The organism is Candidatus Diapherotrites archaeon, from assembly GCA_040755695.1.
In the GTDB taxonomy this organism is placed as follows: domain Archaea; phylum Iainarchaeota; class Iainarchaeia; order Iainarchaeales; family 1-14-0-10-31-34; genus JBFMAK01.
The window spans coordinates 1-23,304 of the sequence record JBFMAK010000003.1 but is presented as its reverse complement, the minus strand read 5'-3'; the positions used below and the strand labels follow the sequence as shown (position 1 = coordinate 23,304).

Sequence of the window (23,304 nt, the reverse complement as noted above, 5' to 3'; positions counted from 1 at the left end):
TCTTTTTTTTCTTCCAATTCTATCGCCTTTTAATATTTCTTATTTTTTGAAGCCTTTTAATTGCGTTCAATCTTCTTTCTAGTCTTTTTTCTCTTGGGAGGAAAGGCCTTAATTTTTGCAGGTATTCTTCGCCGAGCTCTTTTCTTCTTTCTCTTAATGCTTTGATAGATTCATGCCTTTGCTTTGATGCATTCCTTGCTTGTTTTTTCAGGAGTTCTTTTATTGCTTCAGCCAATTGACTGTCTTTTTTCAGATATTCTTCCTTTAATTTTCTTATTTCTTCCAGCTCAATTGCAGTTTCTGCTTGGGTTTTTGGCAGTAAAGGCTTTGCCATGAATAAAATTAATTAGAAAGGTCTTATAATTCTTTTTTTAAATATTTTCTTGTAAGGATATGCTGGGGGAAAGAAATTGCACGAAATACAGGTAGGATACAAGGAAAACAAAGCTGATTTTACGGCAATTGCCTTAAAAAGCTCTATTGAGCAGGATTTGAGGATTAAAGGCATAAAAAGCCTAAAAATTATTGATGTTTTCAGGGTTGAATCCAATCTTTTTCCAAGCCAGATACAGAAGATTGCAAGAGAGCTTCTCCATGACCCTATAACACAGAATTATTCAATTGAAAAGCCTTTCAGCTCTCAGTTTGACTGGCTTATTGAAGTGAAATTCCACGACAATGTCACAGACAATGTTGCTACTGCAGCCCTTGAAGGAATTGAGGACTTGATTGGAAGGAGGTTCAGGGACAATGAATGGGTGAAGACTGCAAGGCATTATTTAATTGAAGGCAAGCTGAGCGAAAGCGAGGTGCGCGGAATCTGCAAGGACTTATTAGCAAACGAGCTCATAGAGTATTATTCTTACAGGAAGGGGCATCAATGAATCAGGGCGTACAGGAAATAAAAATTTTAGGGCTTAAAGAAAAGCAGTTGGGAGAATTGAGCAATAGAATGCTTTTGTCTTTGAACAAAGAGGAGTGGAAGGCAATACAGGAATACTACAGCAAGCTGAAAAGGAATCCAACAGATGTTGAATTAGAAACAATTGCGCAGACATGGAGCGAGCACTGCAAGCACAAGGTTTTCAACGCAATAATAAATTATGTAGAAGTTGATGATAAGGGGAAAAGGAAGAAGTTGTTGATTGATTCCTTGTTTAATTCTTTCATTAAGAAATCCACTCTTGTTATTGCAAGGAAGAAGAACTGGCTTGTTTCTGTCTTCTCTGATAATGCTGGAATAATTGAATTCAATAATTCTTTTGATTTGGCTTTCAAGGTTGAAACACACAACCATCCTTCTGCCTTGGACCCTTACGGTGGGGCAGGCACTGGAATTGGCGGGGTCATAAGGGATATAATTGGGGCTGGCTTGGGTGCAAAGCCTATTGCTAATACTGATGTCTTCTGCTTTGGGCCTTTTGATTTTGATTTCAAGAAATTGCCCCCGAAAATTCTGCATCCTAAAAGGATTGCTAAGGGCGTCAGGGCTGGGGTGGGGGATTATGGCAACAGGATGGGCATTCCTACTTTGAATGGAGCAATACTCTTTGATGAAAGATATTTGGGCAACCCTTTGGTTTACTGTGGTACTCTGGGAATTATGCCCAAGGGTTTAGGCTCAAAATCTGCAAGGCCTGGAGACCAAATAATTGTTGTGGGAGGCAGGACTGGAAGGGATGGAATTCATGGGGTTACATTTGCTTCAACGCAATTGACTGAAAGCACTCCAAGCACTCCTGTCCAAATAGGAAATCCAATTGAGGAAAAAAAGGTTTTGGATGTAATCCTTCAGGCGCGAGACTTAAAATTATATGACTGCATCACTGACTGCGGCGGAGGCGGATTTTCTTCTGCCATTGGAGAAATGTCAAGGGAATTAGGCTGTAAGGTCTACTTAGATAAAGCGCCTTTGAAGTACAAAGGTCTTTCACCCTGGGAGATCTGGGTTTCTGAAAGCCAGGAGAGAATGATTCTTTCTGTTCCGCCAGAGAATGTTCAAAAAACAATTGAGTTGTTTAATGCAGAGAATGTTGAGGCAACAGTAATAGGCGAATTCACTGCAAACAGGAAGCTTGAATTGTATTACAATAATAATTTGGTTTGCAAGCTTGACATGAAGTTTTTGCATAAAGGCCTTCCGAGAAGGAATATGAAGGCTTTATGGCATCCTGCTAGTTCAAGGGAGCCAAAACTCAAAGAACAGAGGTCTTATGATTTAACACTCAAAAAAATTCTTGGGATGCCCAACATTGCCTCAAAGGAATCCACAATAAGGCAGTACGACCATGAAGTGCAGGGCTGTTCTGTCTTGAAGCCTTTGGCTGGAGCAGAGAATGACGGCCCGAATGATGCTGCAATTATAAGGCCTTTGTTTGATTCAAGTGAAGCTGTAATTGTAAGCAATGGAATTAATCCATTGTACGGAGACTTAGACACTTACTGGATGGCTGCTTCTGCAATAGATGAGGCTTTAAGGAATATTATTGCTGTTGGCGGATCATTAGAAAAGATTGCTTTGCTTGACAATTTCTGCTGGGGCAGCCCTGAAAACCAATTCGCTTTAGGGCAATTGGTCAGGGCAGTGCAGGCATGCCATGATTTCTCCTTGATTTATGAAACTCCTTTCGTTTCAGGAAAAGACTCCTTCTATAATGAATTTATTGTGGGAAAGAAAACAATTTCTATTCCCTCTACTTTATTGATTTCTGCTATTGGGGTAATTCCTGAAGCATCAAAGAGGATTTCCATGGACTTGAAGGAAGAGAGAAGTTTAATTTACATTGCAGGAACAACCTTCAATGAATTGGGCGCATCCCATTACTTGAAGTTGCATGGTTTTATTGGAAGGAATGCCCCTAAAGTTAATGCTTTGAAGGCAAAAAAATTGTATGAGTCAATTTCAAGGATTTCTGCAATGGGCGAAAAGAATTCTGAAAGGTTGATCAGATCAATGCATGACTGCTCTGAGGGAGGCCTTGCTGTTGCTGCAGCAGAAATGGCTTTCGCCGGAATGATTGGAATGGAGATAGAATTGAGCAAAGTTGTTTTTGAGGGCGTAGAAAAAGATAAGAGGAATGATGCCCTGCTTTTCTCTGAGTCCAATTCGAGGTTATTAATTGAAGTGCCTGAGAAATTCAAACAAGAATTTGAGTCCTTGATGCAGGGCAATCCTTTTGCTTTGATTGGGAGGACAGTAAAACAAAAAAAGTTCATTGTGAAAGGCCTGAACGGCAAAGAAATCATTAACTCAGACCTTTCAGAATTAAAGAATGCATGGAAGCAAACCCTGAAGTGGTGAAAAAATGAAGAAGGCAAAAAAGGCCAAAAAAGCAGTGAAGCATAAGGCAAAGAAGGCAAAATTAAAAGTAAAGGCTGTTAGGTATAAGGCTGTTAAAAAGATTAAAATAAAGAAACATAAAAAAATTGAAAAGAAAAAATTAGTGAAGCATAAAATTGCTGAAGAGAAGAAACTGGTTCACGAAATTCCGCCTCGCATTACTGTTCAGCCCAAGCCCTCAAAGCAGCCTAAGGTTCTGGTGTTAAGGACTGCTGGAACGAATTGCGATTATGAGACTGTAAATGCATTCCAGAAGGCCGGATCATTAGTTGAATTAGTTCACGTGAACAAGCTCATAAGAAGAGAAATTGAGTTATCTGATTTTCACCTTCTTGCAATTCCCGGAGGCTTCTCTCACGGGGATTATTTAGGTTCAGGGAAGATTCTTGCGAACAAGATTTTGTACAGGCTTAACAATTTGGTTCCTGATTTCGTGAAGCAGGGCAATCTTGTAATCGGAATCTGCAATGGATTCCAGATCCTTGTAAAGGCAGGCCTTCTGCCTGGATTCAACCAGAATTACAGGCAGCAGTTAATGACTCTCACATTCAATGCTTCAGGCAATTTCCAGGACGAATGGGTTGTACTGAATAATATGAATAAAGGGAAATGCATTTGGAGTTCAGGAATAAGGAAGCCCTTGCATGCGCCCATTGCTCACGCTGAAGGCAGGCTTGACTTGAATGATTCTGAATTGCTGAAGAGGCTGTATGCAAACGACCAAATTGTATTCAAGTACGAAAGGAATCCTAATGGTTCAATTGATTCTATTGCAGGGGTCTGCGATGAAACAGGCAGGATTTTTGGTCTCATGCCCCACCCTGAAAGGAATACATCTTTCCTTAATGACCCGCGCAGTACAAGAATTGAATTGCCTGCTGAAGGCGAAGGCATGCAGGTAATAAGGAACGGCGTTGAATTCGCGCGAAAGAAACTGCTTTAAAATTTTTATGCCGAAGGCGAAAATTGCAATAGTTAAAGGCCCTGAAAGAAAAAAGAACTTGCTTGATGCAATAAAAATAATTGAGCCCGAAGTAAAGAAGGCAATAAAAGAAAAGAATTCCAAGGCTTTATTCATTAAAGTGAATACAACCTGCTTTGACTGCCTGCCTTCAATCACTCACCCTAAAGCATTAGAGGCAGCATTAAAATATTTTTACCCTAAATTCAAGGAAGTAATAATTGGAGACAGCAGTGACGCCTTCAGGGAAAAGAAAAACAATCCTTATTCTTCTCTCAAAAAAAATTTCCCTAAAATCAAATTCTCTGACCTCACAGAATTCAAGGCAAAAAAATATTCTGCTGAAATGATTGGCGGCTCAAAAAAGAATGCAGTTGTTTCTCTCCTGCCAGAAGAAGCTTTCACAGTTTCTCTTGCCCTGCCTAAAACCCATGACTGTTATGTTTTCACTGGCTGCACCAAGAACATGTTCGGCTGCACAATCAAAGGGAGGGGCTATGTTCACGGCCTGAGAATGATGCAGAGGGTTTTCTTGAACAATGTAATTGAAAGCAATAAATTCAAAGACAAGAATCTGATTAAAGCCCTTATGGCAGCAAAAGCTGACCTGCATTTAATGGATGCTTTTACTGGAATGCAGGGCAACGGCCCTGTCCTGGGAGAGCAGATTCGCTTAAGCTATGCAATGGCAGGATTGGACGGCATTGCAGTTGACTCCATTGCTTCAAGGCTTTTCTGCATTGAAGAAGTGCCTTACCTTAAACTCCTTGAAAGAAAAGGCTTTGGTGTAGGAGACGCAAAAAAAATTGAGTTAATAAAAAAAGGCTTTAAGGAATTGGACGAATTGAAGATTAAGGCAAGGCTTCATTACACGTACAAGTATCAAATAATTGACCCTAAAGAAAAATTCCTGTTTCCAGTGCCTGACCTTAATTTAATCAAGGATTCATTAAGCTTTGGCCTTCCAGCAAAATTCATTAAAAGAATGATGACAAGAAATGAAGAATAAATCTCAAATCAAAAAAATAGTCCTGCTTCTCAGAAAAGAGGTTGGAGGACATGAGGCTATAGTGCATTATTCTGACCCTTTTCGTGTACTGATTTCCACTGTCCTCTCCCAGCGCACAAGGGACGCAAACACTGACAAGGCGTCAAAAAATTTGTTTGCAAAATTCAATTCACCAAAAAAACTGGCCCGAGCAGGATTGATGGAAATCCAAAAGCTCATTAGGCCAAGCGGCTTCTATAAAGTGAAAGCAAAAAGGATAAAGGCTATCTCCAAACAGTTAACGGAAAATTTTAATGGAAGAGTTCCAGAAAAAATTGAAGGCCTCCTCTCCCTTGAAGGCGTCGGCAGAAAGACTGCAAACTGCGTTCTTGTTTATGCATTCAATATTCCTGCAATCCCTGTTGACACTCACGTGCACAGGATAAGCAACAGGATTGGGTTGGTGAAAGCCAAAACTCCAGAGCAGACAGAAAAAGCTTTAGTAAAAGTGATTCCAAGGAATTACTGGATTGAATTGAATGACTTGATGGTGAAGTTCGGCCAGAGAATATGCCTTCCAAGAAACCCTAAATGCAGTATCTGCCATTTAAAAATTTTTTGTGATTATTATTTCTTGGTTATGAAAAAAAATGAATCAAAGGCTTGATTTGACTGCAAAAGGAATAGTTCAGGGCGTTGGATTCAGGTTCAGTGTTAGCAGCTATGCCTCTGGCTTGGGATTAACTGGTTTCGTGAGAAATCTTCCTAACGGAAATGTTGAAGTAATTGCAGAAGGAAAAAAAGAGAAGTTGCAGAAACTGATTGAATTCATTAGGAAGGGAGGGCATTACGCCAGAATAGAGCAGGTTGAAGAGAGATGGCTTAATGCAAAGAATGAATTCAATTCCTTTGAAATAGAGTATTAAACGCTTTTCACTGTAAGGGTTACTCTCTTGCTGTAAACATTGCTTCCCGCAGTGAATTTGATTTCAATCTCATAATTCCCTGAGGCAATTTCTTTTGCTGGAGCATTTGCTTCAACAACAAATGGAAGCGTTCTATTTTCGCCTCTGCCTAAAACACTCACTGTCTGCTTTGATTCTAGAACCCTCAGGGATTTCTGGTCAATTGGAGTAACTTCAATTACTGCATTTGATAAGTCTTGGTCCAAGGGATTCCAGACAGTGACTGAAAGCAGGGAATCGTTTTTTGGGTTTGAGGAGATGTCCAATGGATTAGAAGAAAAGCTTGCCTGTATTGGGTCTGATTTCGTGAAGCCCACAACCAGATAATAAATTACCACAATAAGGACGGCAATAATTATTACTGCCAAAGGATACTTCAGCTTCTTTAAATTAAAATTCAAGCCCAAGGCCTTCTTCTCTTTCACTTCCTTGTCATATATGCCCATTTTTTTCACCTTTGCGTGAAAAGCCTTTCATCTTCCCCTTTCAGTATTCCTGCCCTTACGCCGGCATCAAGCCAGGCGTGCGCATAAGATAATGCAGCCAAAGAGTTTATTAAATCTTTTTTTTGCTTGAAGTGCTGTGCGTCAGAAAAATAATTCCTTGCCATTGAAAGATAATCCATTGCAATATTGTACTCCTTTGAATCCTTTTTTGCTTTTACTGAAACCTTCCTTAAGGCTTCTTCTGTGAGCAATTCATAATTCCTGACCTTGACTGCAAGTTCTTCCTCCAAGTTCATTTCATTTCCCCTTCATTTTCAGCCCGCAGAATTCTTTTAATCCCTCTAACTCTTTTTCGCTGGGCTTTGCGCAAACAATAAATGACTGGGGGAAGACATTTGAATCAAGATTTTTTATTTCATCAAAATTTCCTGCAGCCATTTTCTCTCTCCTGCCCCCAATTCCATAAAGCCCTACAATGATTGAATCCCTCACATTCCTTTCATCTCTTTTTTCTTCTATTTCTTCTATTATCTTCAGTCCTTCTTTTGCTTTCATAAATTTTTTTTCTTTCGGCTTCAGGTCCAGAAGGCATAATGTATGTAGGCCTGCACTCAAATTTTTTTTAATTGCATCATAAAAGCTTTCAGGTGAATAATTTTTTGAACGGAATACAATTGAAACTGTTCTGCCGAAATTATAAGCGCTCAATCCTGTCCCTCCCAAATGGCTGTACAGTGAAATGCCAGGCATTGCCTTAAATTTCACTCTCATTTTTTTTGCTTCAAGCATAAGCTGGATATGGGTTGTAGCATAAAACGCGTTCCCAATTATTATGATTGCAAGGTCTTTTGCTTTTGCTTCTTTTATTATTTTCTTGCTTCTTTCTTCAAGGTCTTTCCTTTCGAGCAGAATTATTCTTTTTCCAATTATTTTCTGCAGTTCTTTAATGCTTCCCTCTGCGTAAACGCTTGTATATTCTTCAGCATAAACCTTGCTGCATTTTTTTATTGTATTCAATTCTTCCAGCGTAAGGTCTTCTGGTTTGAGTCCTGCACCTATCAAGTAAAGCATGAATATTTTTTTATCCAACCATTTTTTTAATTATTTTACTGGAAATTTTTAGAAAAAAAATTTTTTAACGCAACATTTAAATATTAGAATGATTATAATCTAATTGAAATAAATTTTTTTATTTAGGAGGCAAAAAGGATGGCAAAGAAAAAGAAAAAAAAGAAATAAATTTTAATTCTTGATTTTTGAAAAAAGGACTTCGAAGTTCTTTTTTCTTTTTCTATTTTTTTAGGTTGTTAAAATTCTGTTTTTAATCTGGTTTTATAGCACGCCCAAGCTGAAGCTATCCCTTATTCCCGGAGCAAAGCCTATTATTATCACGAAAACCTTTATGAAATTCTTCAATTTTGCGTCCTTGATTTCTGTTTCCGCAAAATAGATTATTAGCAATGCAATAACTATTTTCACGAGAAGGAATGCAAAGGGGCCAAAGAATGTTGAGTTTGTTGCATTGTTCACTGCATCCATTAGAAAATTTGATACAACGTGCTGTTCAGAGAAAGTGGAAAAAGAGGTCAGCGCTGTAAAGGTTGCTCCTCCGTCCATTGCCTGTCCTGCCGCAACCATTAAGCTTGAATTGTCTTTGAAGATTTTTGTTTTGAGTTTATTTGATAAAAACTTTATTAGAATTACAACTACTGCCACAATCAATAAAACTTGAATGAATTCCTGCACGTGCTTTAATTTGAATAATAAGAATAAGACAACCGGGATGTCTGCAATCAATCCTATTGCACCAAAGATTTTTAGTGCTTTGTATAAATTTTTCTTGCCTGCTTTAATTGAAGCATAAAGCGCAACAATAGTGAATAATCCAATCATTATGTAAATGCCCGGGCTCACAAAATAATAGCCTAACTCCCACGGGAAAGGATTGCGCGTAATCAATTGCAGGTCCTCAAAAATTCTCAATGTTGAGCCCAAAACAATATAGGGGAAAACTGCTTTCACGAAATTGAAGTCAAAACTTATTCCTCTTTTCGCAAAAAAAGGGAAGATGATTTTGAATGAGACAAAAAGAAGGATTGCAGCGTAAACAATTGTGTTCACTAAATTGTATCCTGAGTAATCTATTATGGGCTTCACGAAGTATTCCTGGAAGAAATCAGAAATCATGAAACAATTTTTTAATACATTAATTTAATAATTTAATACAGTGAAAAAAATGAAGAATCCAAGAAACCTGAAGGAAGCCCTGGAAGGCAAGCTCTCGCACAAAGAAAAAGCTTTTCTTGTTTCCTCTTTTGACCAGGTAGGAAACATTGCAGTAATTGAAGTGCCTCAGGAATTAAATAAAAAGCAAAAAATTATTGGGGAAGCACTGCTCAAGGTAAACAAGTCAATCAAGACTGTCTGCAAGATTGCTGGAGCCCACAAGGGAAAATACAGGATTCAGCCCCTAAAGATTATTGCAGGGAAAAAGAATTTCATTGCAGAATACAGGGAGGCAGGCTGTCTCTTCAGATTTGATTTGAGAAAGGTCTTTTTCTCCCCAAGGCTTGCAGGCGAAAGGCTCAGGATTGCAAGACTCATTCAGCCTAACGAGATTATAGGCGCATTTTTTGCAGGGGTAGGCCCTTATCCTATTGTGTTTGCAAGAAATTCTCCAATGAAAAAGGCTTTTGCTGTTGAATTGAATCCAATTGCAGTGAAATACCTGAAGGAGAACATTGCCTTGAATAAATGTGCAGAAAAGATTGAAGCAATAAAAGGCGACGTGAAAAAGATTGCCTCAAAAAAATTGAAGGGGAAATGCGACAGGATTGTAATGCCACTGCCTCACAGGGGAGAAGACTTCCTTGATTCCGCTTTCACTGCATTAAAGCCTGAGGGAGGAATAATTCACTTCTACCAGGTTGTTCCGAGAGATGACCCTTATAAAAATGCATTGCAGAGAATTTCTGAAACAGCAAAAAAGTTCAAAAAAATTTTTTCCGTCCTGTACAAAAAAGAGGTCAGGCCTTTCTCTGCCTCAAGGATTCAGGTTGTAATGGACTTCAAGGTGCATTGAATGAAGGAATTGGGCATGCACAAAATAATCCAGAAAATCAGGAAAGCAAAAATGAGGGCAAAAGATTTTGATTTGGTGGTTGGGGTTGGAAGGAATGGCTTGATTCCTGCTTTGATTCTGGCTTCAAAGCTGAAGAAAGAGCTGGGTGTAATTAAAATAAAGTTCTACAATGATGGAATGAAGCCAAAAAAATTGTTTTCAGAACCCAGAATTCTTTCTCAGCCAAAAACTAAAATTAAGGAGAAGAGAGTTCTTTTAGTTGATGATGTTGTGAGGACTGAAAGCACAATGAATTCTGCAAAAAAATTCCTTGAAGGGAAAGGAGCAAAAAAAGTGAAGAGGTTCGCTTTGGTCGGCAGCAAGAATTACTGCCTCGTCAAATGCAGTGAGTGCGTCAAACTGCCCTGGAATTAATTAATAAATTTAATGTATTTTTATTATTCTTTAATGAACAAAAAAAGGTGATTGAATGAATTTGATTTTTTTTGGTCAGCAGGGAGCAGGTAAAGGCACTTACGCGCAGTACATGGAAAAAAATTATGGTTTCAAGCAGATAAGCACTGGGGACTTGCTTAGAGAAAAGGCAAAAGGGCAGACTCCTTTAGGGAAAAAAATCAAGGAGATAATTAATTCAGGCGCCCTTGCAGACGATGAGACTGTAACGCAAATTCTTGAAGAAAGGTTAAAGCAAAAAGATGTAAATAAAGGCTTTGTGTTGGACGGCTATCCAAGAACCCTCAAACAGGCCGAATTACTTGATGAATTACTTAAAAGAATTGGAAAAAAAATTGATTTGGTTGTGAATTATGCTGTTACTGATCAAACCTCGCTTCAAAGGCTTGGAGGCAGGCTGACCTGCCCTAAATGCAACAGGATTTACCACACAAAAAATATTCCCCCAAAAGTTCCAGGCATTTGTGATATTGATGAAGCCCCGTTATTCCAGAGAGAGGATGACAAGCCCGAGGCAATAAAGAAGCGCTTGGAAGAGTACAGGAAGCAGACAAGGCCCTTGATTGAATACTATAAGAATAAAGGCCTGCTAAGAGAGATTGATGCTAACCCTGAGCTTCCCATAGTAAGCAAAAGGATAGACGAACTGTTCAAGGAATTCATTAAATGAACAATAATATTTAAATATTATTTTGTATTACTTTGTATTATATGGATGTTTTAACTGTCAAATTAGGCGAAGGATTTCTGAAAAAAATTAACAAGGCAATGAGGAAATTCAATTACAGCACTAAAACTGAATTTATAAGAGAGGCAATAAGAGACAAGCTTGATGCCTTGGAGAACAGGCGTGCCATGAAAAGGCTTTATGCAGTGAAAGGTACTGCTTCACGTGCTGTTTCAGAGGAAGAGCTTGAAGCAGTAAGGGAAAAACTAAGCAGGGAACTAGAAAGGGAACTCAGCAAAAGATTCAAATAATTTCCTCTGGAGGTCTGCATTCAACTATTGCAGATAAATCTTCAAAGTGTTTGTCCCTTGATATCAGTACTGCATTTGAATCCCTTGCCATAATTGCATGGATAATGTCATTCAAAGGAATTTCTTTGAAAACCTTTTTTATTTTATTTGCTTCCATTAATTGCTTTTCTGAGACACTAACTTTCATAAGCAAATTCTTTTTTATTACTGAAAACAGGATTTTTATTTCTTTCTCTGGAAAGAACTCTTTGAGTTCAAAAAGGACAAAATCTGAAAAAAACACCTTGCAATTATTTTCATTGCAATGCTTGAAGAATTTGAAGGCAAACTCTCCCAACGGCCTAATGCCATCTTTCCTGTCGCCATAGTAATCAAGCCAGACCGAAGTATCAACATAAAATCTTTTCTGCAATAAAAACCAACTCTCAAATTAAATAGAATTGATTGCTGAAAGGGTTTTAAATTTTTTTATACGTTGATTGCAGAAACGTTTAAATACTTTTGAAAGCATTAGTACTTTGCAGAAGTGAAATTTTATGGTGAAAATTCCAGCAGAAAAAGAAATTAAAAAGAACAGAGCTGATTTTCCGTACAAAAAAGGGCAGACAGTAACTGTTGTTTTAGGTCATAAAAAATTCCCCTGTGTTGTTTTAGGGCCTGCGAAATACTAAAAGGTCCACTTGGGCAAAAAGGCTTGTATCAATGGTTACATTTGGACAAAAAATTAGACAAGTTTCAGACTACAACAATATTAAAAATGACTGGCACTTTCTCTGTTCCAATTGAATTAATTCAAATAAAAGAAAAAAGTGAACCCAAATACAGATTAGTACCGAAAACTGAAATAAGAAAGTCTAGAAGGGAAGCTTTAATTAGAGAAGCTGGCGCAAAGATTGCTAAACACAAAAATCCAAAGAGAGTGCATAGAGAGCTTAGAAGAAAAGGAATTTTAGCTCCAATCCATAAAATACGTTGGCATTAAATTTTCTCATAAGTCTTTTTGAGGAGTAGAGCATCTTCTTCCAGGTTCGGGCTCTCGCACACTATGAAGCCTTTTGCTTTGAATTCTTTTAGTGACTGGAGGAGTTCCTTGTAATTGAAATCAGATTCTTTCAATGGCATGTGGTTTCTTTCCCCTTTCTCCGAGTAATTTATTCCCGAGACATGGCAGTGGAGGTTTTGCAGCCCTTTCTTCCCTAATTTTTTTTCCACTGATTCCAGAATTGCTTCGAATTCTTCCCTTGAATTAAGTTTCTGTGTTCTTGCATGCATGTGGGAGAAGTCAATGCACGGCATCACCATCTCTAATTCTTCTGAAAGTGAAAGTATTTCTTCTAAGGTTCCAAACTGGCTGTGCTTTCCTGTTGTCTCAGGCCTAACCCAAATTTTTATCCCTTCTTCTTTCAGCGCATTCAGTATATACTGCATTTCTTTTTTCACCCTATCGTAAACTGCCTGCGAGTCCATTTTCATGTAGTATGCTGCGTGAAATGCAACTGATTCTGCCCCGCACAGAAAGCCTATTTTAGCAGAATTTATTACGTGGCTTTTGCTCATTCCTATTGTCTGCTTGCTCAAAGAATTCAAATTAATGTAATAAGGCGCATGAACCGTAAGCCTTATGGAATTCTCTTTTGCTGTTTTTTTTACTTCGGGCGCAGCACCCTTCTTTATGTTTATGCTGTGCACGAACTCTAATTCCATGCACTCCAAGCCTAATTCTTTCACTCTCTTTATTCCTTCAACTGTATTAGGCTTTCTTGTTGAATTAGGTATTCCTGCTGGGCCAAATAATAGTCCTTCGCTCATTTTTTCACGTGATGCTTCTTTTTTTTCTTCTCGTAATGCATTCTTCTTTCCACGAAATAGATTATTGCAACAACTACTGCGGCTATCCCTATGGCGTCGGTTTCTGTTGCGTTAACCTTTCTTATTTTTATCACAGAAAAAATCGTCCTGCACTCGTTGTTTTTCAGGTATTTCTGTTCTTCAGGCAGCAGGCTTTGAGTGGCTTCAGCGTTAATGAAATAGTTCTCGTTTTCTTTTAAGGCAGTGGTATCATATTGTGTAATGCTGAACATTTCTGTGCTGTTATCAGGAATGCCTTGTGAAATTGTTCCTATTGACTGCCCAACAGGATTTCCTTCTTCGTCTGAAATAAAGAACGTTACCTTTACATTCAAGCCAGTATAACTCATGTTTTTTACATATGCATTGAAGGCCATCTTGTCTCCTGCATAAACAATGCTTGGCTCTGTCTTCAGTTCATACAGCCATAAAACATCTCCGTAGCCTATATTTACTGTGCAGGTTGCAGTGCCTGTTTTACCGTTTTCATCTTTCACTTGAACTGTTGTGTTGTAAGTTCCGATATAATCGAAAACATGGAATGCTTTTTTTTCTGTTGTCCAGTCAGTATTGTATGTAACACCATCAATATCAGCCCAATCCCATCTTACTTCCAAGTTTTCTTTTGGCGTGTGGTCGTCATTGCTGTCTCCTGCATCAAACTCGAATTCTGTTTTTATGTCCCCTGAAGTTGGCTTCACCTTGCATACAGCCTTTGGCGGCTTGTTTGGGGCAGGCAACGGTCTAGTGCAGTCTCCCCAGTAAACCATCCATATCTGGCCTTTGTCTGAGCCAGTAAGTTTTTGTTGCCAGGCAATGTAAGACCTTCCATCATAATTTAATCCAATAAATGGATAGTCTGCGTTATGAACGCTTGGATCAGACCATATAAGGTTATTTCCTCCAAGGTTTTGCCATGAATTTGATGCATTATTCCAGTACTTGAAATAAATCCTCGAATGGTTTGAATCAACTTTTGGTTCACTCCATGCAATTTTTGGAACTGCATTTGCATCCACAGCAATTGTTGGATGCAGTGAGTCTTCAATTGTATTGCTTATGTTTGGGCTTCCACCCAAAGGTTTTGTGATCCAGTTACCGTTTTCCAGCATTCTGTAATATATTTCTCCGTTGTTAGGGGGCACTCTTTCTTCGTATGACACGTGAAGGCCCCCGCTGTTGTCAGCTACACTGAAAGGATGGCTTGACTCGTTTGTTGAGGTTTGGTCTAAATAATCTATTGCAGTCCATGATGCCCCTGACTCAATGTTTTTTTGCTTGTGAACAATTTTTCCGTCAGCCATGTTCTTCCAAATTATATGAATTACATCTGGGGGGCAAACCCCGCAGTCTCCGCAGCAGTTTGCTGCTGTTTCATAGCAGTCTTCGCATAATCCGTTTCCGCAGCTGTAAGTACATGGTTCTGGCCCGGGCCCTGTTGCAAATTCTATTAATTCTTTTTTCCGGGGTAAATCCATTAAATAAAAAATTGGTTCTGAAGGAACATTAGGCACTTTCTTTTTGTCTACTGTAATGTAGATTGGATTTACTCTTTCTGTGCTTCCTTCCGATGCTGCCTCCCCTATTAATTCTAGGTTGCTCCATGCGCCCCCTGTTTTTGTTGTGTAATACACTTTTTGTATTCCTCCAGAATCATAATAGAATATGACGTGGGGGTTTCCGTCTGAATCCAATGCAACATAAGGGAATTTTGCTTTATTTAATGTTTCACCACTTAATCCATCCAATGGTTCTGGTGCAGTCCAAGGGTCCCCGAAACCTGCTGAAAAAGAGTAGTATACTTTATTGAATGAAGATTCCTCTGTGCTCCACACTAAGTGCATTTCCCCGTTTTTTATATTAATTGCAAAAACTGGGTTGTGCGCTTTGTTGTTTCCTGTCTCGTTGCTGACTGAAATAGGGGTCTGCCAGCCAATTCCATTCCAGTAAGTGAAAAATATTCTTGTCCAGCTTACTCCAGTCTGCTGTCCTTCATAAGCGATATAAGGAGTTCCTTCATACACTACAATTGTTGGGCTGTTGGACCAATTGTTTGCTTGGCCGAGGATAGTAATCAAATTGTTTGTGATGTCTGGGTTGCCTGGACTGGCAGCGCACCAGTCTGCTCCTGCATTAAAGCTTAAAATTAGTAAAGCGATTAAGATGGATAAAATACGTATTTCTGTTTTAATTCCTGTCATGCTATTCTAATTAATTTCTTATTGTTTATATATCTTTCTATTTATTTTGTAATACTGAAGGTGAAGCAGATGGCTTTGGTTTCTTCAAAGAAAATTCTCCTGAAAGCAAAAAAAGGAGGATATGCTGTAGGCGCATTCAATGCATTTAACTTGGAGTCAGTGCAGGCAATAATTGGAGCAGCAGAAGAGCTCAAGGCTCCTGTAATCCTGCAGACAACAGAGAAAGCATTAGAGTATGCTGGAACAGAGAATCTGGCTGATTTAATTATTCCAATTGCAAAAAAATCAAGGGCCCAAATTGCGTTGCATTTAGACCATGGTTCTTCTCTTGCCTGGTGCAAGAAGGCAATTTCTTTTGGCTGGACCTCAGTAATGATTGATGCTTCAGCCTTGGATTTCAATAAGAATGTGGCTCTCACAAAAAAGGTTGTTTCTTTTGCGCGCAGAAAGAAAGTTTCAGTTGAAGCAGAATTAGGCAGACTGCAAGGAATAGAAGAAGGAATGCATGTTAGCGAAAGAGACTCTTTTCTCACTGACCCGATTAAAGCCCAAGAGTTTGTGGAAAAAACCAAGGTTGACGTCCTTGCTGTTGCTGTTGGAACATCTCACGGCGCATTCAAGTTTAAGGGAGAAGCATTAATTGATTTTAATAGAATAAAAGAAATTTCTTTTGTTACAGGACTTCCACTTGCACTGCACGGCGCATCCTCTGTGAAAAAGGAAGTAATAAACAAAGCTGTTTCCCTTGGAATTAAATTGGAGGAAGCAAGGGGCGTTGACGAAAACTCGATAAGAAAAGCCATTTCTTCAGGCATAACCAAAATAAACATTGACACTGATTTAAGACTTGCCTTCACTGTTGCAGTGAAGGGATTCCTGTACTTCAACACAAGAGAATTCGACCCGAGAAAATTCCTGGGTGAAGCCCGCGAGGCAGTAAAAGATACAGTGAAAGAGAAAATCAAATTATTTGGCTCTGAAGGCAAGGCTTAAGAAAATTATTTTTTTGTTTTAAAACCTAATTCTTTTTTTATTTGTGCAATTTCACTTTGTAAAGCGATAAATTCTCTTTGTTGTAAAGGATTTAATTTTCTTTGTGACATCTCTTGTAATAATCTTTCTTTACTATTAAGTTTTTCCCATAAATTTTTTCTTTTAAATTCTGCAATTTTCTTTTCTCCCATAAAATTAGTCGCTGGTTTCATACCTAATTTTACTTTTATGCGTTGAATTTCTTTTAATCTGTCTTCATAGTCAATTTTAGACATTTTTTTGTTTTGTACTAATTTCATTAAATGAAATAGTCTTTTCTGTAAATATTTTTCAGGGGTTTTTTCTTGCGGTGGAAATATCCTTTTTACAAATTTTCTTCTATTAGTTAAATTCAAAGCTTTCCTTTTTACCGTTACAGCACTCATTTTTTTCACCTCACTCCAATAGCCTGTTTGTTTTGCGGATTTTTCTTTTTTGTTTTTCTGTGATTTTCCTGTGGCTGAACCTTTTCTGGAGCTCTTTCTCGATTCTTGCGAGCGATTCATCTATTGCTGCAATCAAATCCCATTCCTCTCCTGAGGAGGCAACTTGGGTTCCGCTGAAGCCAAGCCTTGCGTCAACAAAGAACTTCTTCTTTTTCCCTGTTCCACAGCATTCCTTCAAGTGCAAGTGCAGGAATTCAATGTTTTTTAATGTTCTGTTGTTTTTTTCAATGAATTTCAGGCTTATGTCCGTGACCTTGTCTTTTTCAAACGAATCAATTTCTTCAAATCCGTTCAACTCAATTCTTTCAGGCATACAAAAAACCACTAATTAAATAGTAAGGCCTTCTCTGCTTTAAATTCTTTTCCATTTCATTTCCTTCCTTTTCTTATCTCCCTTGCAGGAATGCCTGCATAAAAGGAATTTGCAGGAACATCTGAGTTCACAAGAGAGCATGCTCCAATTATTGAGTTGTCTCCAATTTCAACCCCTGCAAGCACTGTAGAGTTTGCTCCTATTACCACATTCCTTCCAATTACTGTTTCTCCTGTCCTGTATTCTTTGATTAAAAATTCATGGCATAAGATGAGCGCATTGAATCCTATGACTGAATTTTCTTTTATTGTGATGAGCTCAGGGAAGAAGATGTCAAAGCTTGCGCCCAATCCTACCGATACATTTTCTTCAATTTTCATTCCAGTCAATCTAAGCAGGAATCTCTTGAGCGAGAGCGAAGGAAGGTATTTGCATAAATAAATTACAATGAAATTGAATACCACAATAAGAGGGTTCTTTACTTTATACCATTCTGTGAGAGAGTTTGGAGTTGAAACCTTTACTGTCCTCAGATGCCTCATAATTATTTCTTTATTTCTTCTGCTATTTCTTGTATTGTGGGAGACCTTACTGGCAGTGAGGGAGCCTCTCTGGATAATTCCTCTATTGTTTCAGAAGGCTTTCTTTGTGTTTTCGGAGCAGATTTTTTTATTATCTTTTTCTTCTTTTTTACAGCCTTTTTTTTCGCTAATTTCTTTTTCTTTTTTGCTTTTGCCATAATTCAATCAACCCCTTTTTTTTCTTCAAGATATAATCATGAAGAATTTAAAAACATATTTCTTTTCAGGAGATTATCATTTTTTTGTAGTCAATGAGCCTTATCATTATTTCCATTTCTTCTTCTACTGTACCCTTTAAGAGGAGGCCGTTGATGCTGTTTGTTCCGCTTCTCGTAAGGCTTACCTTCATTTCAGGATAGAATGAATTGCCTTTCTTGAAAATCCTCCCCGAAACTGCTATTACTTGGTACGGGGTCCTAAATGCCGTGTTCTCTATTTTTCCTGCTCCCTTGAATCCGCTTATCTCGAAGTCTTTAATGTATCCTGAGCCTGAAATGAAGTATCCTTGAGTAAGGTTATTGTTTTGCGCGAACTCCTTCAATTTGTCTATTATGTTGTCTCCGTGCACTAGCTTAAGAACGAATTCAGTATTTCCTGAAACCATAAATTTCACACCCCCAGCAATTCTTACATTAAAAAATAATTCAATCAGATATATGGGAAAAACAATTAATAAAGCGTAATGGTGGAGAAAGAATTAGCCTTCAATTATCCTTGAGCCTGAATTGCTTTTTGGGATCTTGAATTTTATGCCGCCAACCTGCCTTACTCTTTCGTCTTCCTGCTTAATTTTTGGCCCAAACACTACATCGTGCCTTATCTCGTGCATTTCTTTTGGTTGTTCTATTTCTTTTCTTTTCCCGCGGAAAGGGTTTTCCTTCAAGAATTTAATTAGCACTTCATTCCCGTCTATTACATTTATTCCATGATACCCGCATTCATCGCAGTAATGCACTTCAGCAAAGTCATCGGGAATTTTCAGGAAGTCTCCTTCCCTATACAATTGCGCTCCATGCTTTACCTTAATTTTTGTTGAAAAGCATTTTGGGCAGATAGTTTTTATTCCCACTCGACTTCACCTCAAATTCTGCATTCAATTCTTTTACAGTTAATTAAAACTCTTTTGCTGCTTTTAATTATTACTGGTTTGAAAAACTAATTATATATGTTGCCTGCGCTTAAAAACCTTATGTGCCCTGCTCCCATGAAGTTAAATACTTCTTCTGCTCTTCTGTTAACTCATCAATGCCTACATTCATTGACTCTAATTTCAGCCTTGCGATCCTTTCATCTATTTCTTTAGGCACATCGTACACTTTATTTTTTAATTTTTCTTTATTCTCTTTCATGAATTCAACGCTTAAGGCCTGGTTTGCAAAGCTCATGTCCATTACTGCTGCAGGATGGCCTTCTGCTGCAGCCAGATTGATCAGCCTTCCTTCTCCGAGCACGTAAACTTTCTTTCCGTCCTTTAAAGCGAATTCTTCAACGAAGTCCCTTATAATCCGCCTGCTCTTGCTTATTGCTGCAAGCTCTGGAATATTTATTTCCACATTGAAATGCCCTGAATTCGCCAGAATGCATCCGTCTTTAAGAAGTTCAAAGTGCCTTTTGTCCACAACATTAATGTCTCCTGTCAATGTTACAATTAAATCAGCATTCCTTGCAGCCTCTTCCATTCTCTCTACCTTGAAGCCGTCCATTAATGCTTCCAGTCCTTTTAAATGATCAACCTCTGTTACTGTAACATTTGCTCCCATGCCTTTCATTTTTAATGCAAGTCCTCTCCCGCACCAACCGTATCCTGCAATTACGACATTTCTTCCTGCAAGAAGAATATTTGTTGCCCTCAGGATTCCATCTATTGTGCTCTGGCCTGTTCCGTACCTGTTATCAAACATGAATTTTGTTTGCGCGTTATTCACTGCAATTATTGGATACTTCAGCACCCCGTCCCTCTCCATGTTCTTGAATCTAATGACCCCAGTTGTTGTTTCTTCTGTGCCCCCGATTATTTCTTTCAGGCACTCTGTTCTTTTAGAGTGGATTTCACTGACCAAATCGCCTCCGTCATCCATTGTAATTTGAGGCTTTAAGTCTAAAACAGAATTCAAGTGCTTGTAGTAAGTATTATTGTCTTCTCCCTTGATTGCATAAACATTTATCTTCAAGTCTTCTGCTATTGCTGCAGCAACATCATCCTGCGTGCTTAAGGGGTTTGAGGCGCACAACCTTACCTCTGCCCCGCCTTCCTTCAGCACTCTAACCAAATTGGCTGTCTCTGTTGTAACGTGAAGGCATGCTCCAATCCTTATTCCTTTCAATGGCTTTTCTTTCTCGAATCTTTTCCTTATAAGTTGAAGGACAGGCATCTGCCTTTCAGCCCACTCAATCTTCAGCATTCCTTTTTCGTGCAATGAAATGTCTTTAACGTCATAATCTGTCTTGCTCATTCATTTATCACCTTTATTCTGCTATTTTATTATCTTTAGCACGAATGAAATTAAAATTATTAGTGCTATTGCTGCAATTATTATGAGTACCCATATTATGCTGCTCGTCATTGGCTGGATCTGTTCTTCTGTTATTATTGGAGCAGTCTTCTGGTATTCTTTTATTATGTCTTGTTCTTCTGGGCTTACCTCTCCAATTACTTTCATTGGAACCACATTATTTTCTCCACTTCCTGTTGTAGTATTAGCTATTGAAGTGCCTCTCTCAAAATTGTAGATTTCAATATAGTATTGCTGCATTAAAGCGCTTTTTAATCCGCTCAAATCAATTCCTGCGCTCAAAAGCTTCTGCATTCCGTCCAGGTCGCTCAGCACAAAGCTTAATTTTATTTTTGCCTGGTCTTTGCTGAATGAGCCTGAAGAATAATAATTGTAATACTCCAAGTAATCGCTTGAAGTTCTTGTCTTGATTTCCTGCAGTGACTGTGAATTAGCTTGCCCTTCAATTATTTGCGTGGGGGTTGGCTCTGTGCCTGAAGTAGAATTCATTGAATTTATCATCATTATGTTATCCAGCCTTTGATTGAATTCTGCCGGAGTATAAAGTTTTCCCCAGACATTCACTGCAAAGAAAATTAAAACCAGTGCAATTAATGCGATTTTCTTCATCTGCCTTTCACTCCAATCAATAATGCTGAAATTAATATTACCACGATCAATGCTGTTGTGGCGTCTGCTTCAGGTAATGGTGAAAGGCTTTTTGCTTTCACTATAAACCATAAGCTCTTAAAGTTGTCTGTCCTGTCTGATTCTGTCGGCAGTACTTTCACTTGCGCGTAAACATAGTATAATGAATGCAGTGACGGTTTAGGGAGAGCGCATGGAGGAGAGGCAGTTGGATTGCATTCGAATATTGTTGTTTCCCCTGGGTTCAGCAAAGGCACTGAAGAAGGACCAAACACCAGCTCATTTATTGTAGTATAAACATTCAGGTCTGCTATTGCAGGCTTGTCTCCTGTGTTTTTTACTTCCACTCTGAAGCCTATATTGTCATCTATATTGAAGTATTGCTTGTTTGGAATTAATTCAAATTTGGTTATCTTCAAATTATTAGTAAAAAAATTGAAATTCAGGTTCAGGTCGTCATACACATAAGGATATGTATTAGATGCCGACCGCACGTCATAATGGCCGTTTGAGTCCCTTACATTCCTTGCATCAATGTACAGTTTGCCGTAAGTGAATCCGTATTTTCCTGTCGTATGATTGAATCCTGGCACTAGTTTTTGCTGTGAATCAAATGTAATGTCTGGAAGAGTAACCTTTTCAGGCAGTGAAATCAAATTGTATAAGTCATTTATCTCTAAAGGGCTCAACAGCTTAATGTCAAATTCTGTTACATTATTCTTGTTCAAGTCTATTTCACCGTAATCAAATGTATTAGTCCAACAGTAATCTGCTCCACCTTGCGGTGTAAGGCATTCGCTTTGAGGTACAGCAGGATGCCTTATCATTATGAGCCTTTCAATTTTTGGGTTAATTATTTTCCTGTCATAAAGCCAGTAACTCCCATTATGCAAGCCTTTCACCTAAGCGATTATTGAATTCAGTTTAAGGAAAGTAGAATATTTTTCTCCAATCCTGTATGAAAAAACATAAGTCTTATTGTTGTCAGTCAAAAAAGTTTTTGTGCCTGCATCATATTGAGATGCTTGAAGATCTGTTATTGTTTTTCTTTGGCTGTCAATCACAGCAAAAGTGTCATCTATAATGTTGACGTCAACGTAAATAGTGTTTTCTGCTCCATCCCCATTCCAGTCCCATGGCTGGGGGGACAAATTGAATAATGGCACGTAAATGTTGTAGTCGATGTCAGGCTGGATGTATATTTTGCCCGACCCAAATCCCGGCCCGACTATGGCGTCATGTCCTTGCACTGGAATTCCTTTAGGGAAAAATATGTCTGAGTGAGGCCAGGGAGTGTAATTGCCGTCATAGGTTAGGGGGTCATATGGCGAACCGCATCTTGTAGTATTAATGTTATTTGTAAAACATATGTAAGCCCTGCAGTAAAATCTGCCTCCAGTATCATCTACCAGCACATTGTCTGAAATTATTTTGTTTTCATTTAATTGGGTGAAATGGTAATAATTCCTGTTTACATTTCTGTCAAAATAAAGATAATTAACGTTATAGAAAACATTTGTGTCAAGGTCTCCTGGGTTTACTGTTGCTCCACCGCACCTGCTTTCTGTCAGTGTTTGGCTGTTGAAATCGCATGAAGTAGGAAAGACTACATCGCATTGGAATTCATTTTCAGCTCCAGAGCACGCCCACCTGTCGCTTCTATGAAAAAATCCTCTTTGTGCTCCTATACTTTCTATTTCACAATAAATACGGTAATAATTTAAGTACACTTCGCTGTTCTTGTTGTTGTATACATTTAAATCAAAGTATATCCTTTGCCCTTCTGCTCTTATGTCCTTGAATTTTACTCCCATGCTGAAATTTTTAATTGTTGGGCTCCATAAAGGATTTTTGAAGTCTGCTGCTACATATGTAGGACTGTAATAACTGTTGTCAGGGTATGTTATTTGTATTTGGATATTATAAAGTTTTGGTTCATAGCTTGTGCCTGGAGGTTGAAATTGCACTTGGAATGTTTTTGATTCATTACTTGAAAAGTAGACAGTGAATGTTTCTGGCACGCGGCCATAATAAAAGGCTTCCCAGCCAACTGCAGTAATTGTTGCGTTTGTAATGTCAATGTTATCGTCATCTGAAGGGTCAGGAGTGCCTTTGTCGTTATATGAAGTATTGCGCAAAGTGAAATTGTAGTCAATTACGTCTGTTGTATTCACATCCCTGTAAGGCAGAACATCATTTCTAGTATAATAGTTTGCATTATCGCCGTTATCATCATGATACAAGTGATTATAATCTACCGCAACCTGATAATGCAGTGCACCAAAAGCACTCCCAGAAAAAATCAATGCGAAAACGCTTACTGCAATTAATGTAAGTATTTTATTCATTTTACTTCAAGTTATTAATTAGTACTAAGAACTTAATATACTTTTCTTAAATTTTGGCTTTGGGACAAAAATCAGCTGTAAAGGTGTTTCATTGAGAAGTTGTGTAGTATTGCTCTTGTGAGTGCTGCTGTTATTCTCCTCACATTTATCTTTTGTCTTATTTGACCGAACTTTCTTTTGTC

Annotated in this window: 31 protein-coding genes; 13 read left to right on the top strand and 18 right to left on the bottom strand. The window is 38.3% G+C overall.

Going from position 1 to position 23,304, the window contains the following annotated elements; translation table 11 throughout:
- Positions 1–19: 19 nt before the first annotated feature.
- The gene (locus AB1467_05205; GenBank protein ID MEW6295661.1) at positions 20–334 is read right to left on the bottom strand and encodes a hypothetical protein; all 315 of its coding nucleotides are present in this window, start codon (positions 332–334) and stop codon (positions 20–22) included.
- A gap of 76 nt (positions 335–410) precedes the next feature.
- Here AB1467_05205 and AB1467_05200 point away from each other — a divergent pair, with 76 nt between their 5' ends.
- Genes AB1467_05200 through AB1467_05175 form a run of 6 tightly spaced genes read left to right on the top strand, consistent with a single transcriptional unit; the run spans position 411 to position 6,215 of the window.
- Positions 411–884, top strand: a complete 474-nt coding sequence (locus tag AB1467_05200; protein ID MEW6295660.1) for a hypothetical protein — start codon at positions 411–413, stop codon at positions 882–884.
- Positions 881–3,301, top strand: a complete 2,421-nt coding sequence (gene purL / locus AB1467_05195; GenBank protein MEW6295659.1) for a phosphoribosylformylglycinamidine synthase subunit PurL — start codon at positions 881–883, stop codon at positions 3,299–3,301. The genes AB1467_05200 and purL overlap by 4 nt, the downstream gene beginning before the upstream one ends.
- A gap of 4 nt (positions 3,302–3,305) precedes the next feature.
- Complete coding sequence (gene purQ / locus AB1467_05190; GenBank protein ID MEW6295658.1) at positions 3,306–4,283, top strand: phosphoribosylformylglycinamidine synthase I; 978 nt, start codon at positions 3,306–3,308, stop codon at positions 4,281–4,283.
- A gap of 7 nt (positions 4,284–4,290) precedes the next feature.
- The gene (locus AB1467_05185; protein ID MEW6295657.1) at positions 4,291–5,310 is read left to right on the top strand and encodes a DUF362 domain-containing protein; all 1,020 of its coding nucleotides are present in this window, start codon (positions 4,291–4,293) and stop codon (positions 5,308–5,310) included.
- A complete protein-coding gene (nth, locus tag AB1467_05180) occupies positions 5,300–5,956 on the top strand; it encodes an endonuclease III (protein ID MEW6295656.1) in 657 nt (218 codons plus the stop codon). Before AB1467_05185 ends, nth begins: the two co-directional genes overlap by 11 nt.
- Positions 5,940–6,215 (top strand): acylphosphatase, encoded by a 276-nt coding sequence (locus AB1467_05175; GenBank protein MEW6295655.1) that lies wholly within the window; start codon positions 5,940–5,942, stop codon positions 6,213–6,215. The genes nth and AB1467_05175 overlap by 17 nt, the downstream gene beginning before the upstream one ends.
- On the opposite strand, the gene AB1467_05170 is transcribed toward AB1467_05175, so the two are convergent.
- The 4 genes from AB1467_05170 to AB1467_05155 all read right to left on the bottom strand — a co-directional run bounded on the left by AB1467_05170 (position 6,212) and on the right by AB1467_05155 (position 8,887).
- Entirely contained in the window at positions 6,212–6,700 is a 489-nt protein-coding gene (locus AB1467_05170; protein ID MEW6295654.1) for a hypothetical protein, read from the bottom strand. The genes AB1467_05175 and AB1467_05170 overlap by 4 nt on opposite strands.
- A 5-nt stretch (positions 6,701–6,705) precedes the next feature.
- Positions 6,706–6,996 carry a DUF357 domain-containing protein gene (locus AB1467_05165; GenBank protein ID MEW6295653.1) on the bottom strand — a complete coding sequence of 97 codons (291 nt, stop codon included), beginning with the start codon at positions 6,994–6,996 and terminating at the stop codon, positions 6,706–6,708.
- Position 6,997: 1 nt separating this feature from the next.
- Positions 6,998–7,771 (bottom strand): diphthine synthase, encoded by a 774-nt coding sequence (gene dph5, locus AB1467_05160; GenBank protein MEW6295652.1) that lies wholly within the window; start codon positions 7,769–7,771, stop codon positions 6,998–7,000.
- A 261-nt stretch (positions 7,772–8,032) separates the two neighbouring features.
- Positions 8,033–8,887: a DUF63 family protein gene (locus tag AB1467_05155; GenBank protein MEW6295651.1), complete on the bottom strand. Its 855-nt coding sequence runs from the start codon at positions 8,885–8,887 to the stop codon at positions 8,033–8,035.
- Between the two features lie 49 nt (positions 8,888–8,936).
- On the opposite strand from AB1467_05155, the gene AB1467_05150 reads away from it, so the two are divergent.
- The 4 genes from AB1467_05150 to AB1467_05135 are packed head-to-tail and all read left to right on the top strand — an operon-like array spanning position 8,937 to position 11,213.
- Positions 8,937–9,782: a class I SAM-dependent methyltransferase family protein gene (locus AB1467_05150; protein MEW6295650.1), complete on the top strand. Its 846-nt coding sequence runs from the start codon at positions 8,937–8,939 to the stop codon at positions 9,780–9,782.
- The gene (locus AB1467_05145; protein MEW6295649.1) at positions 9,783–10,196 is read left to right on the top strand and encodes a phosphoribosyltransferase; all 414 of its coding nucleotides are present in this window, start codon (positions 9,783–9,785) and stop codon (positions 10,194–10,196) included.
- A 55-nt stretch (positions 10,197–10,251) separates the two neighbouring features.
- Positions 10,252–10,905: an adenylate kinase gene (locus AB1467_05140; protein MEW6295648.1), complete on the top strand. Its 654-nt coding sequence runs from the start codon at positions 10,252–10,254 to the stop codon at positions 10,903–10,905.
- Positions 10,906–10,946: 41 nt separating this feature from the next.
- On the top strand, positions 10,947–11,213 hold the full coding sequence (locus AB1467_05135) for a ribbon-helix-helix domain-containing protein (GenBank protein MEW6295647.1): 267 nt from the start codon (positions 10,947–10,949) through the stop codon (positions 11,211–11,213).
- Here the strand turns inward: AB1467_05135 and AB1467_05130 are convergent.
- On the bottom strand, positions 11,206–11,625 hold the full coding sequence (locus AB1467_05130; GenBank protein MEW6295646.1) for a PIN domain-containing protein: 420 nt from the start codon (positions 11,623–11,625) through the stop codon (positions 11,206–11,208). The genes AB1467_05135 and AB1467_05130 overlap by 8 nt on opposite strands.
- Positions 11,626–11,749: 124 nt before the next feature.
- Between AB1467_05130 and AB1467_05125 the strand changes: the two genes are divergently transcribed.
- Positions 11,750–11,884, top strand: a complete 135-nt coding sequence (locus AB1467_05125; protein MEW6295645.1) for a hypothetical protein — start codon at positions 11,750–11,752, stop codon at positions 11,882–11,884.
- A gap of 41 nt (positions 11,885–11,925) precedes the next feature.
- On the top strand, positions 11,926–12,195 hold the full coding sequence (locus AB1467_05120; protein ID MEW6295644.1) for a hypothetical protein: 270 nt from the start codon (positions 11,926–11,928) through the stop codon (positions 12,193–12,195).
- Here AB1467_05120 and AB1467_05115 read toward each other — a convergent pair.
- Positions 12,192–13,022 carry a TIM barrel protein gene (locus AB1467_05115; protein ID MEW6295643.1) on the bottom strand — a complete coding sequence of 277 codons (831 nt, stop codon included), beginning with the start codon at positions 13,020–13,022 and terminating at the stop codon, positions 12,192–12,194. The genes AB1467_05120 and AB1467_05115 overlap by 4 nt on opposite strands.
- Positions 13,019–15,262, bottom strand: coding sequence for a PKD domain-containing protein (locus tag AB1467_05110; protein MEW6295642.1), 2,244 nt, complete (start codon positions 15,260–15,262; stop codon positions 13,019–13,021). Before AB1467_05110 ends, AB1467_05115 begins: the two co-directional genes overlap by 4 nt.
- 69 nt (positions 15,263–15,331) lie before the next feature.
- On the opposite strand from AB1467_05110, the gene AB1467_05105 reads away from it, so the two are divergent.
- Positions 15,332–16,255 carry a class II fructose-bisphosphate aldolase gene (locus AB1467_05105; GenBank protein ID MEW6295641.1) on the top strand — a complete coding sequence of 308 codons (924 nt, stop codon included), beginning with the start codon at positions 15,332–15,334 and terminating at the stop codon, positions 16,253–16,255.
- Positions 16,256–16,260: 5 nt separating this feature from the next.
- Here AB1467_05105 and AB1467_05100 read toward each other — a convergent pair whose 3' ends face one another.
- From AB1467_05100 to AB1467_05055, 10 genes are all read right to left on the bottom strand, one after another.
- Positions 16,261–16,680, bottom strand: a complete 420-nt coding sequence (locus tag AB1467_05100; protein MEW6295640.1) for a hypothetical protein — start codon at positions 16,678–16,680, stop codon at positions 16,261–16,263.
- A 10-nt stretch (positions 16,681–16,690) separates the two neighbouring features.
- On the bottom strand, positions 16,691–17,053 hold the full coding sequence (locus AB1467_05095) for a hypothetical protein (GenBank protein ID MEW6295639.1): 363 nt from the start codon (positions 17,051–17,053) through the stop codon (positions 16,691–16,693).
- A gap of 56 nt (positions 17,054–17,109) precedes the next feature.
- Positions 17,110–17,595 (bottom strand): acyltransferase, encoded by a 486-nt coding sequence (locus tag AB1467_05090; GenBank protein MEW6295638.1) that lies wholly within the window; start codon positions 17,593–17,595, stop codon positions 17,110–17,112.
- Positions 17,596–17,597: 2 nt separating this feature from the next.
- The gene (locus AB1467_05085; protein ID MEW6295637.1) at positions 17,598–17,792 is read right to left on the bottom strand and encodes a hypothetical protein; all 195 of its coding nucleotides are present in this window, start codon (positions 17,790–17,792) and stop codon (positions 17,598–17,600) included.
- Between the two features lie 65 nt (positions 17,793–17,857).
- Positions 17,858–18,238, bottom strand: a complete 381-nt coding sequence (locus AB1467_05080; protein MEW6295636.1) for a PPC domain-containing DNA-binding protein — start codon at positions 18,236–18,238, stop codon at positions 17,858–17,860.
- Positions 18,239–18,331: 93 nt separating this feature from the next.
- Positions 18,332–18,703 (bottom strand): hypothetical protein, encoded by a 372-nt coding sequence (locus AB1467_05075; GenBank protein ID MEW6295635.1) that lies wholly within the window; start codon positions 18,701–18,703, stop codon positions 18,332–18,334.
- A 118-nt stretch (positions 18,704–18,821) separates the two neighbouring features.
- On the bottom strand, positions 18,822–20,087 hold the full coding sequence (ahcY, locus tag AB1467_05070; GenBank protein ID MEW6295634.1) for an adenosylhomocysteinase: 1,266 nt from the start codon (positions 20,085–20,087) through the stop codon (positions 18,822–18,824).
- Positions 20,088–20,108: 21 nt separating this feature from the next.
- Complete coding sequence (locus AB1467_05065) at positions 20,109–20,756, bottom strand: hypothetical protein (protein ID MEW6295633.1); 648 nt, start codon at positions 20,754–20,756, stop codon at positions 20,109–20,111.
- A complete protein-coding gene (locus AB1467_05060) occupies positions 20,753–21,667 on the bottom strand; it encodes a hypothetical protein (GenBank protein ID MEW6295632.1) in 915 nt (304 codons plus the stop codon). The genes AB1467_05065 and AB1467_05060 overlap by 4 nt, the downstream gene beginning before the upstream one ends.
- A gap of 9 nt (positions 21,668–21,676) precedes the next feature.
- On the bottom strand, positions 21,677–23,122 hold the full coding sequence (locus AB1467_05055) for a hypothetical protein (protein MEW6295631.1): 1,446 nt from the start codon (positions 23,120–23,122) through the stop codon (positions 21,677–21,679).
- Positions 23,123–23,304: the final 182 nt, after the last annotated feature.

Bases quoted from the DNA above. Each gene is read 5' to 3' on its own strand.
- AB1467_05155 (MEW6295651.1), bottom strand. From the start codon at position 8,887: ATGATTTCTGATTTCTTCCAGGAATACTTCGTGAAGCCCATAATAGAT.
- AB1467_05095 (MEW6295639.1), bottom strand. From the start codon at position 17,053: ATGCCTGAAAGAATTGAGTTGAACGGATTTGAAGAAATTGATTCGTTT.
- purQ (MEW6295658.1), top strand. From the start codon at position 3,306: ATGAAGAAGGCAAAAAAGGCCAAAAAAGCAGTGAAGCATAAGGCAAAG.
- AB1467_05065 (MEW6295633.1), bottom strand. From the start codon at position 20,756: ATGAAGAAAATCGCATTAATTGCACTGGTTTTAATTTTCTTTGCAGTG.
- AB1467_05185 (MEW6295657.1), top strand. From the start codon at position 4,291: ATGCCGAAGGCGAAAATTGCAATAGTTAAAGGCCCTGAAAGAAAAAAG.
- AB1467_05105 (MEW6295641.1), top strand. From the start codon at position 15,332: ATGGCTTTGGTTTCTTCAAAGAAAATTCTCCTGAAAGCAAAAAAAGGA.
- AB1467_05175 (MEW6295655.1), top strand. From the start codon at position 5,940: ATGAATCAAAGGCTTGATTTGACTGCAAAAGGAATAGTTCAGGGCGTT.
- AB1467_05085 (MEW6295637.1), bottom strand. From the start codon at position 17,792: ATGGCAAAAGCAAAAAAGAAAAAGAAATTAGCGAAAAAAAAGGCTGTA.
- AB1467_05090 (MEW6295638.1), bottom strand. From the start codon at position 17,595: ATGAGGCATCTGAGGACAGTAAAGGTTTCAACTCCAAACTCTCTCACA.
- purL (MEW6295659.1), top strand. From the start codon at position 881: ATGAATCAGGGCGTACAGGAAATAAAAATTTTAGGGCTTAAAGAAAAG.
- AB1467_05135 (MEW6295647.1), top strand. From the start codon at position 10,947: ATGGATGTTTTAACTGTCAAATTAGGCGAAGGATTTCTGAAAAAAATT.
- AB1467_05100 (MEW6295640.1), bottom strand. From the start codon at position 16,680: ATGAGTGCTGTAACGGTAAAAAGGAAAGCTTTGAATTTAACTAATAGA.
- dph5 (MEW6295652.1), bottom strand. From the start codon at position 7,771: ATGCTTTACTTGATAGGTGCAGGACTCAAACCAGAAGACCTTACGCTG.
- AB1467_05055 (MEW6295631.1), bottom strand. From the start codon at position 23,122: ATGAATAAAATACTTACATTAATTGCAGTAAGCGTTTTCGCATTGATT.
- AB1467_05110 (MEW6295642.1), bottom strand. From the start codon at position 15,262: ATGACAGGAATTAAAACAGAAATACGTATTTTATCCATCTTAATCGCT.
- AB1467_05150 (MEW6295650.1), top strand. From the start codon at position 8,937: ATGAAGAATCCAAGAAACCTGAAGGAAGCCCTGGAAGGCAAGCTCTCG.
- AB1467_05115 (MEW6295643.1), bottom strand. From the start codon at position 13,022: ATGAGCGAAGGACTATTATTTGGCCCAGCAGGAATACCTAATTCAACA.
- ahcY (MEW6295634.1), bottom strand. From the start codon at position 20,087: ATGAGCAAGACAGATTATGACGTTAAAGACATTTCATTGCACGAAAAA.
- AB1467_05125 (MEW6295645.1), top strand. From the start codon at position 11,750: ATGGTGAAAATTCCAGCAGAAAAAGAAATTAAAAAGAACAGAGCTGAT.
- AB1467_05205 (MEW6295661.1), bottom strand. From the start codon at position 334: ATGGCAAAGCCTTTACTGCCAAAAACCCAAGCAGAAACTGCAATTGAG.
- AB1467_05165 (MEW6295653.1), bottom strand. From the start codon at position 6,996: ATGAACTTGGAGGAAGAACTTGCAGTCAAGGTCAGGAATTATGAATTG.
- AB1467_05080 (MEW6295636.1), bottom strand. From the start codon at position 18,238: ATGGTTTCAGGAAATACTGAATTCGTTCTTAAGCTAGTGCACGGAGAC.
- nth (MEW6295656.1), top strand. From the start codon at position 5,300: ATGAAGAATAAATCTCAAATCAAAAAAATAGTCCTGCTTCTCAGAAAA.
- AB1467_05170 (MEW6295654.1), bottom strand. From the start codon at position 6,700: ATGGGCATATATGACAAGGAAGTGAAAGAGAAGAAGGCCTTGGGCTTG.
- AB1467_05140 (MEW6295648.1), top strand. From the start codon at position 10,252: ATGAATTTGATTTTTTTTGGTCAGCAGGGAGCAGGTAAAGGCACTTAC.
- AB1467_05145 (MEW6295649.1), top strand. From the start codon at position 9,783: ATGAAGGAATTGGGCATGCACAAAATAATCCAGAAAATCAGGAAAGCA.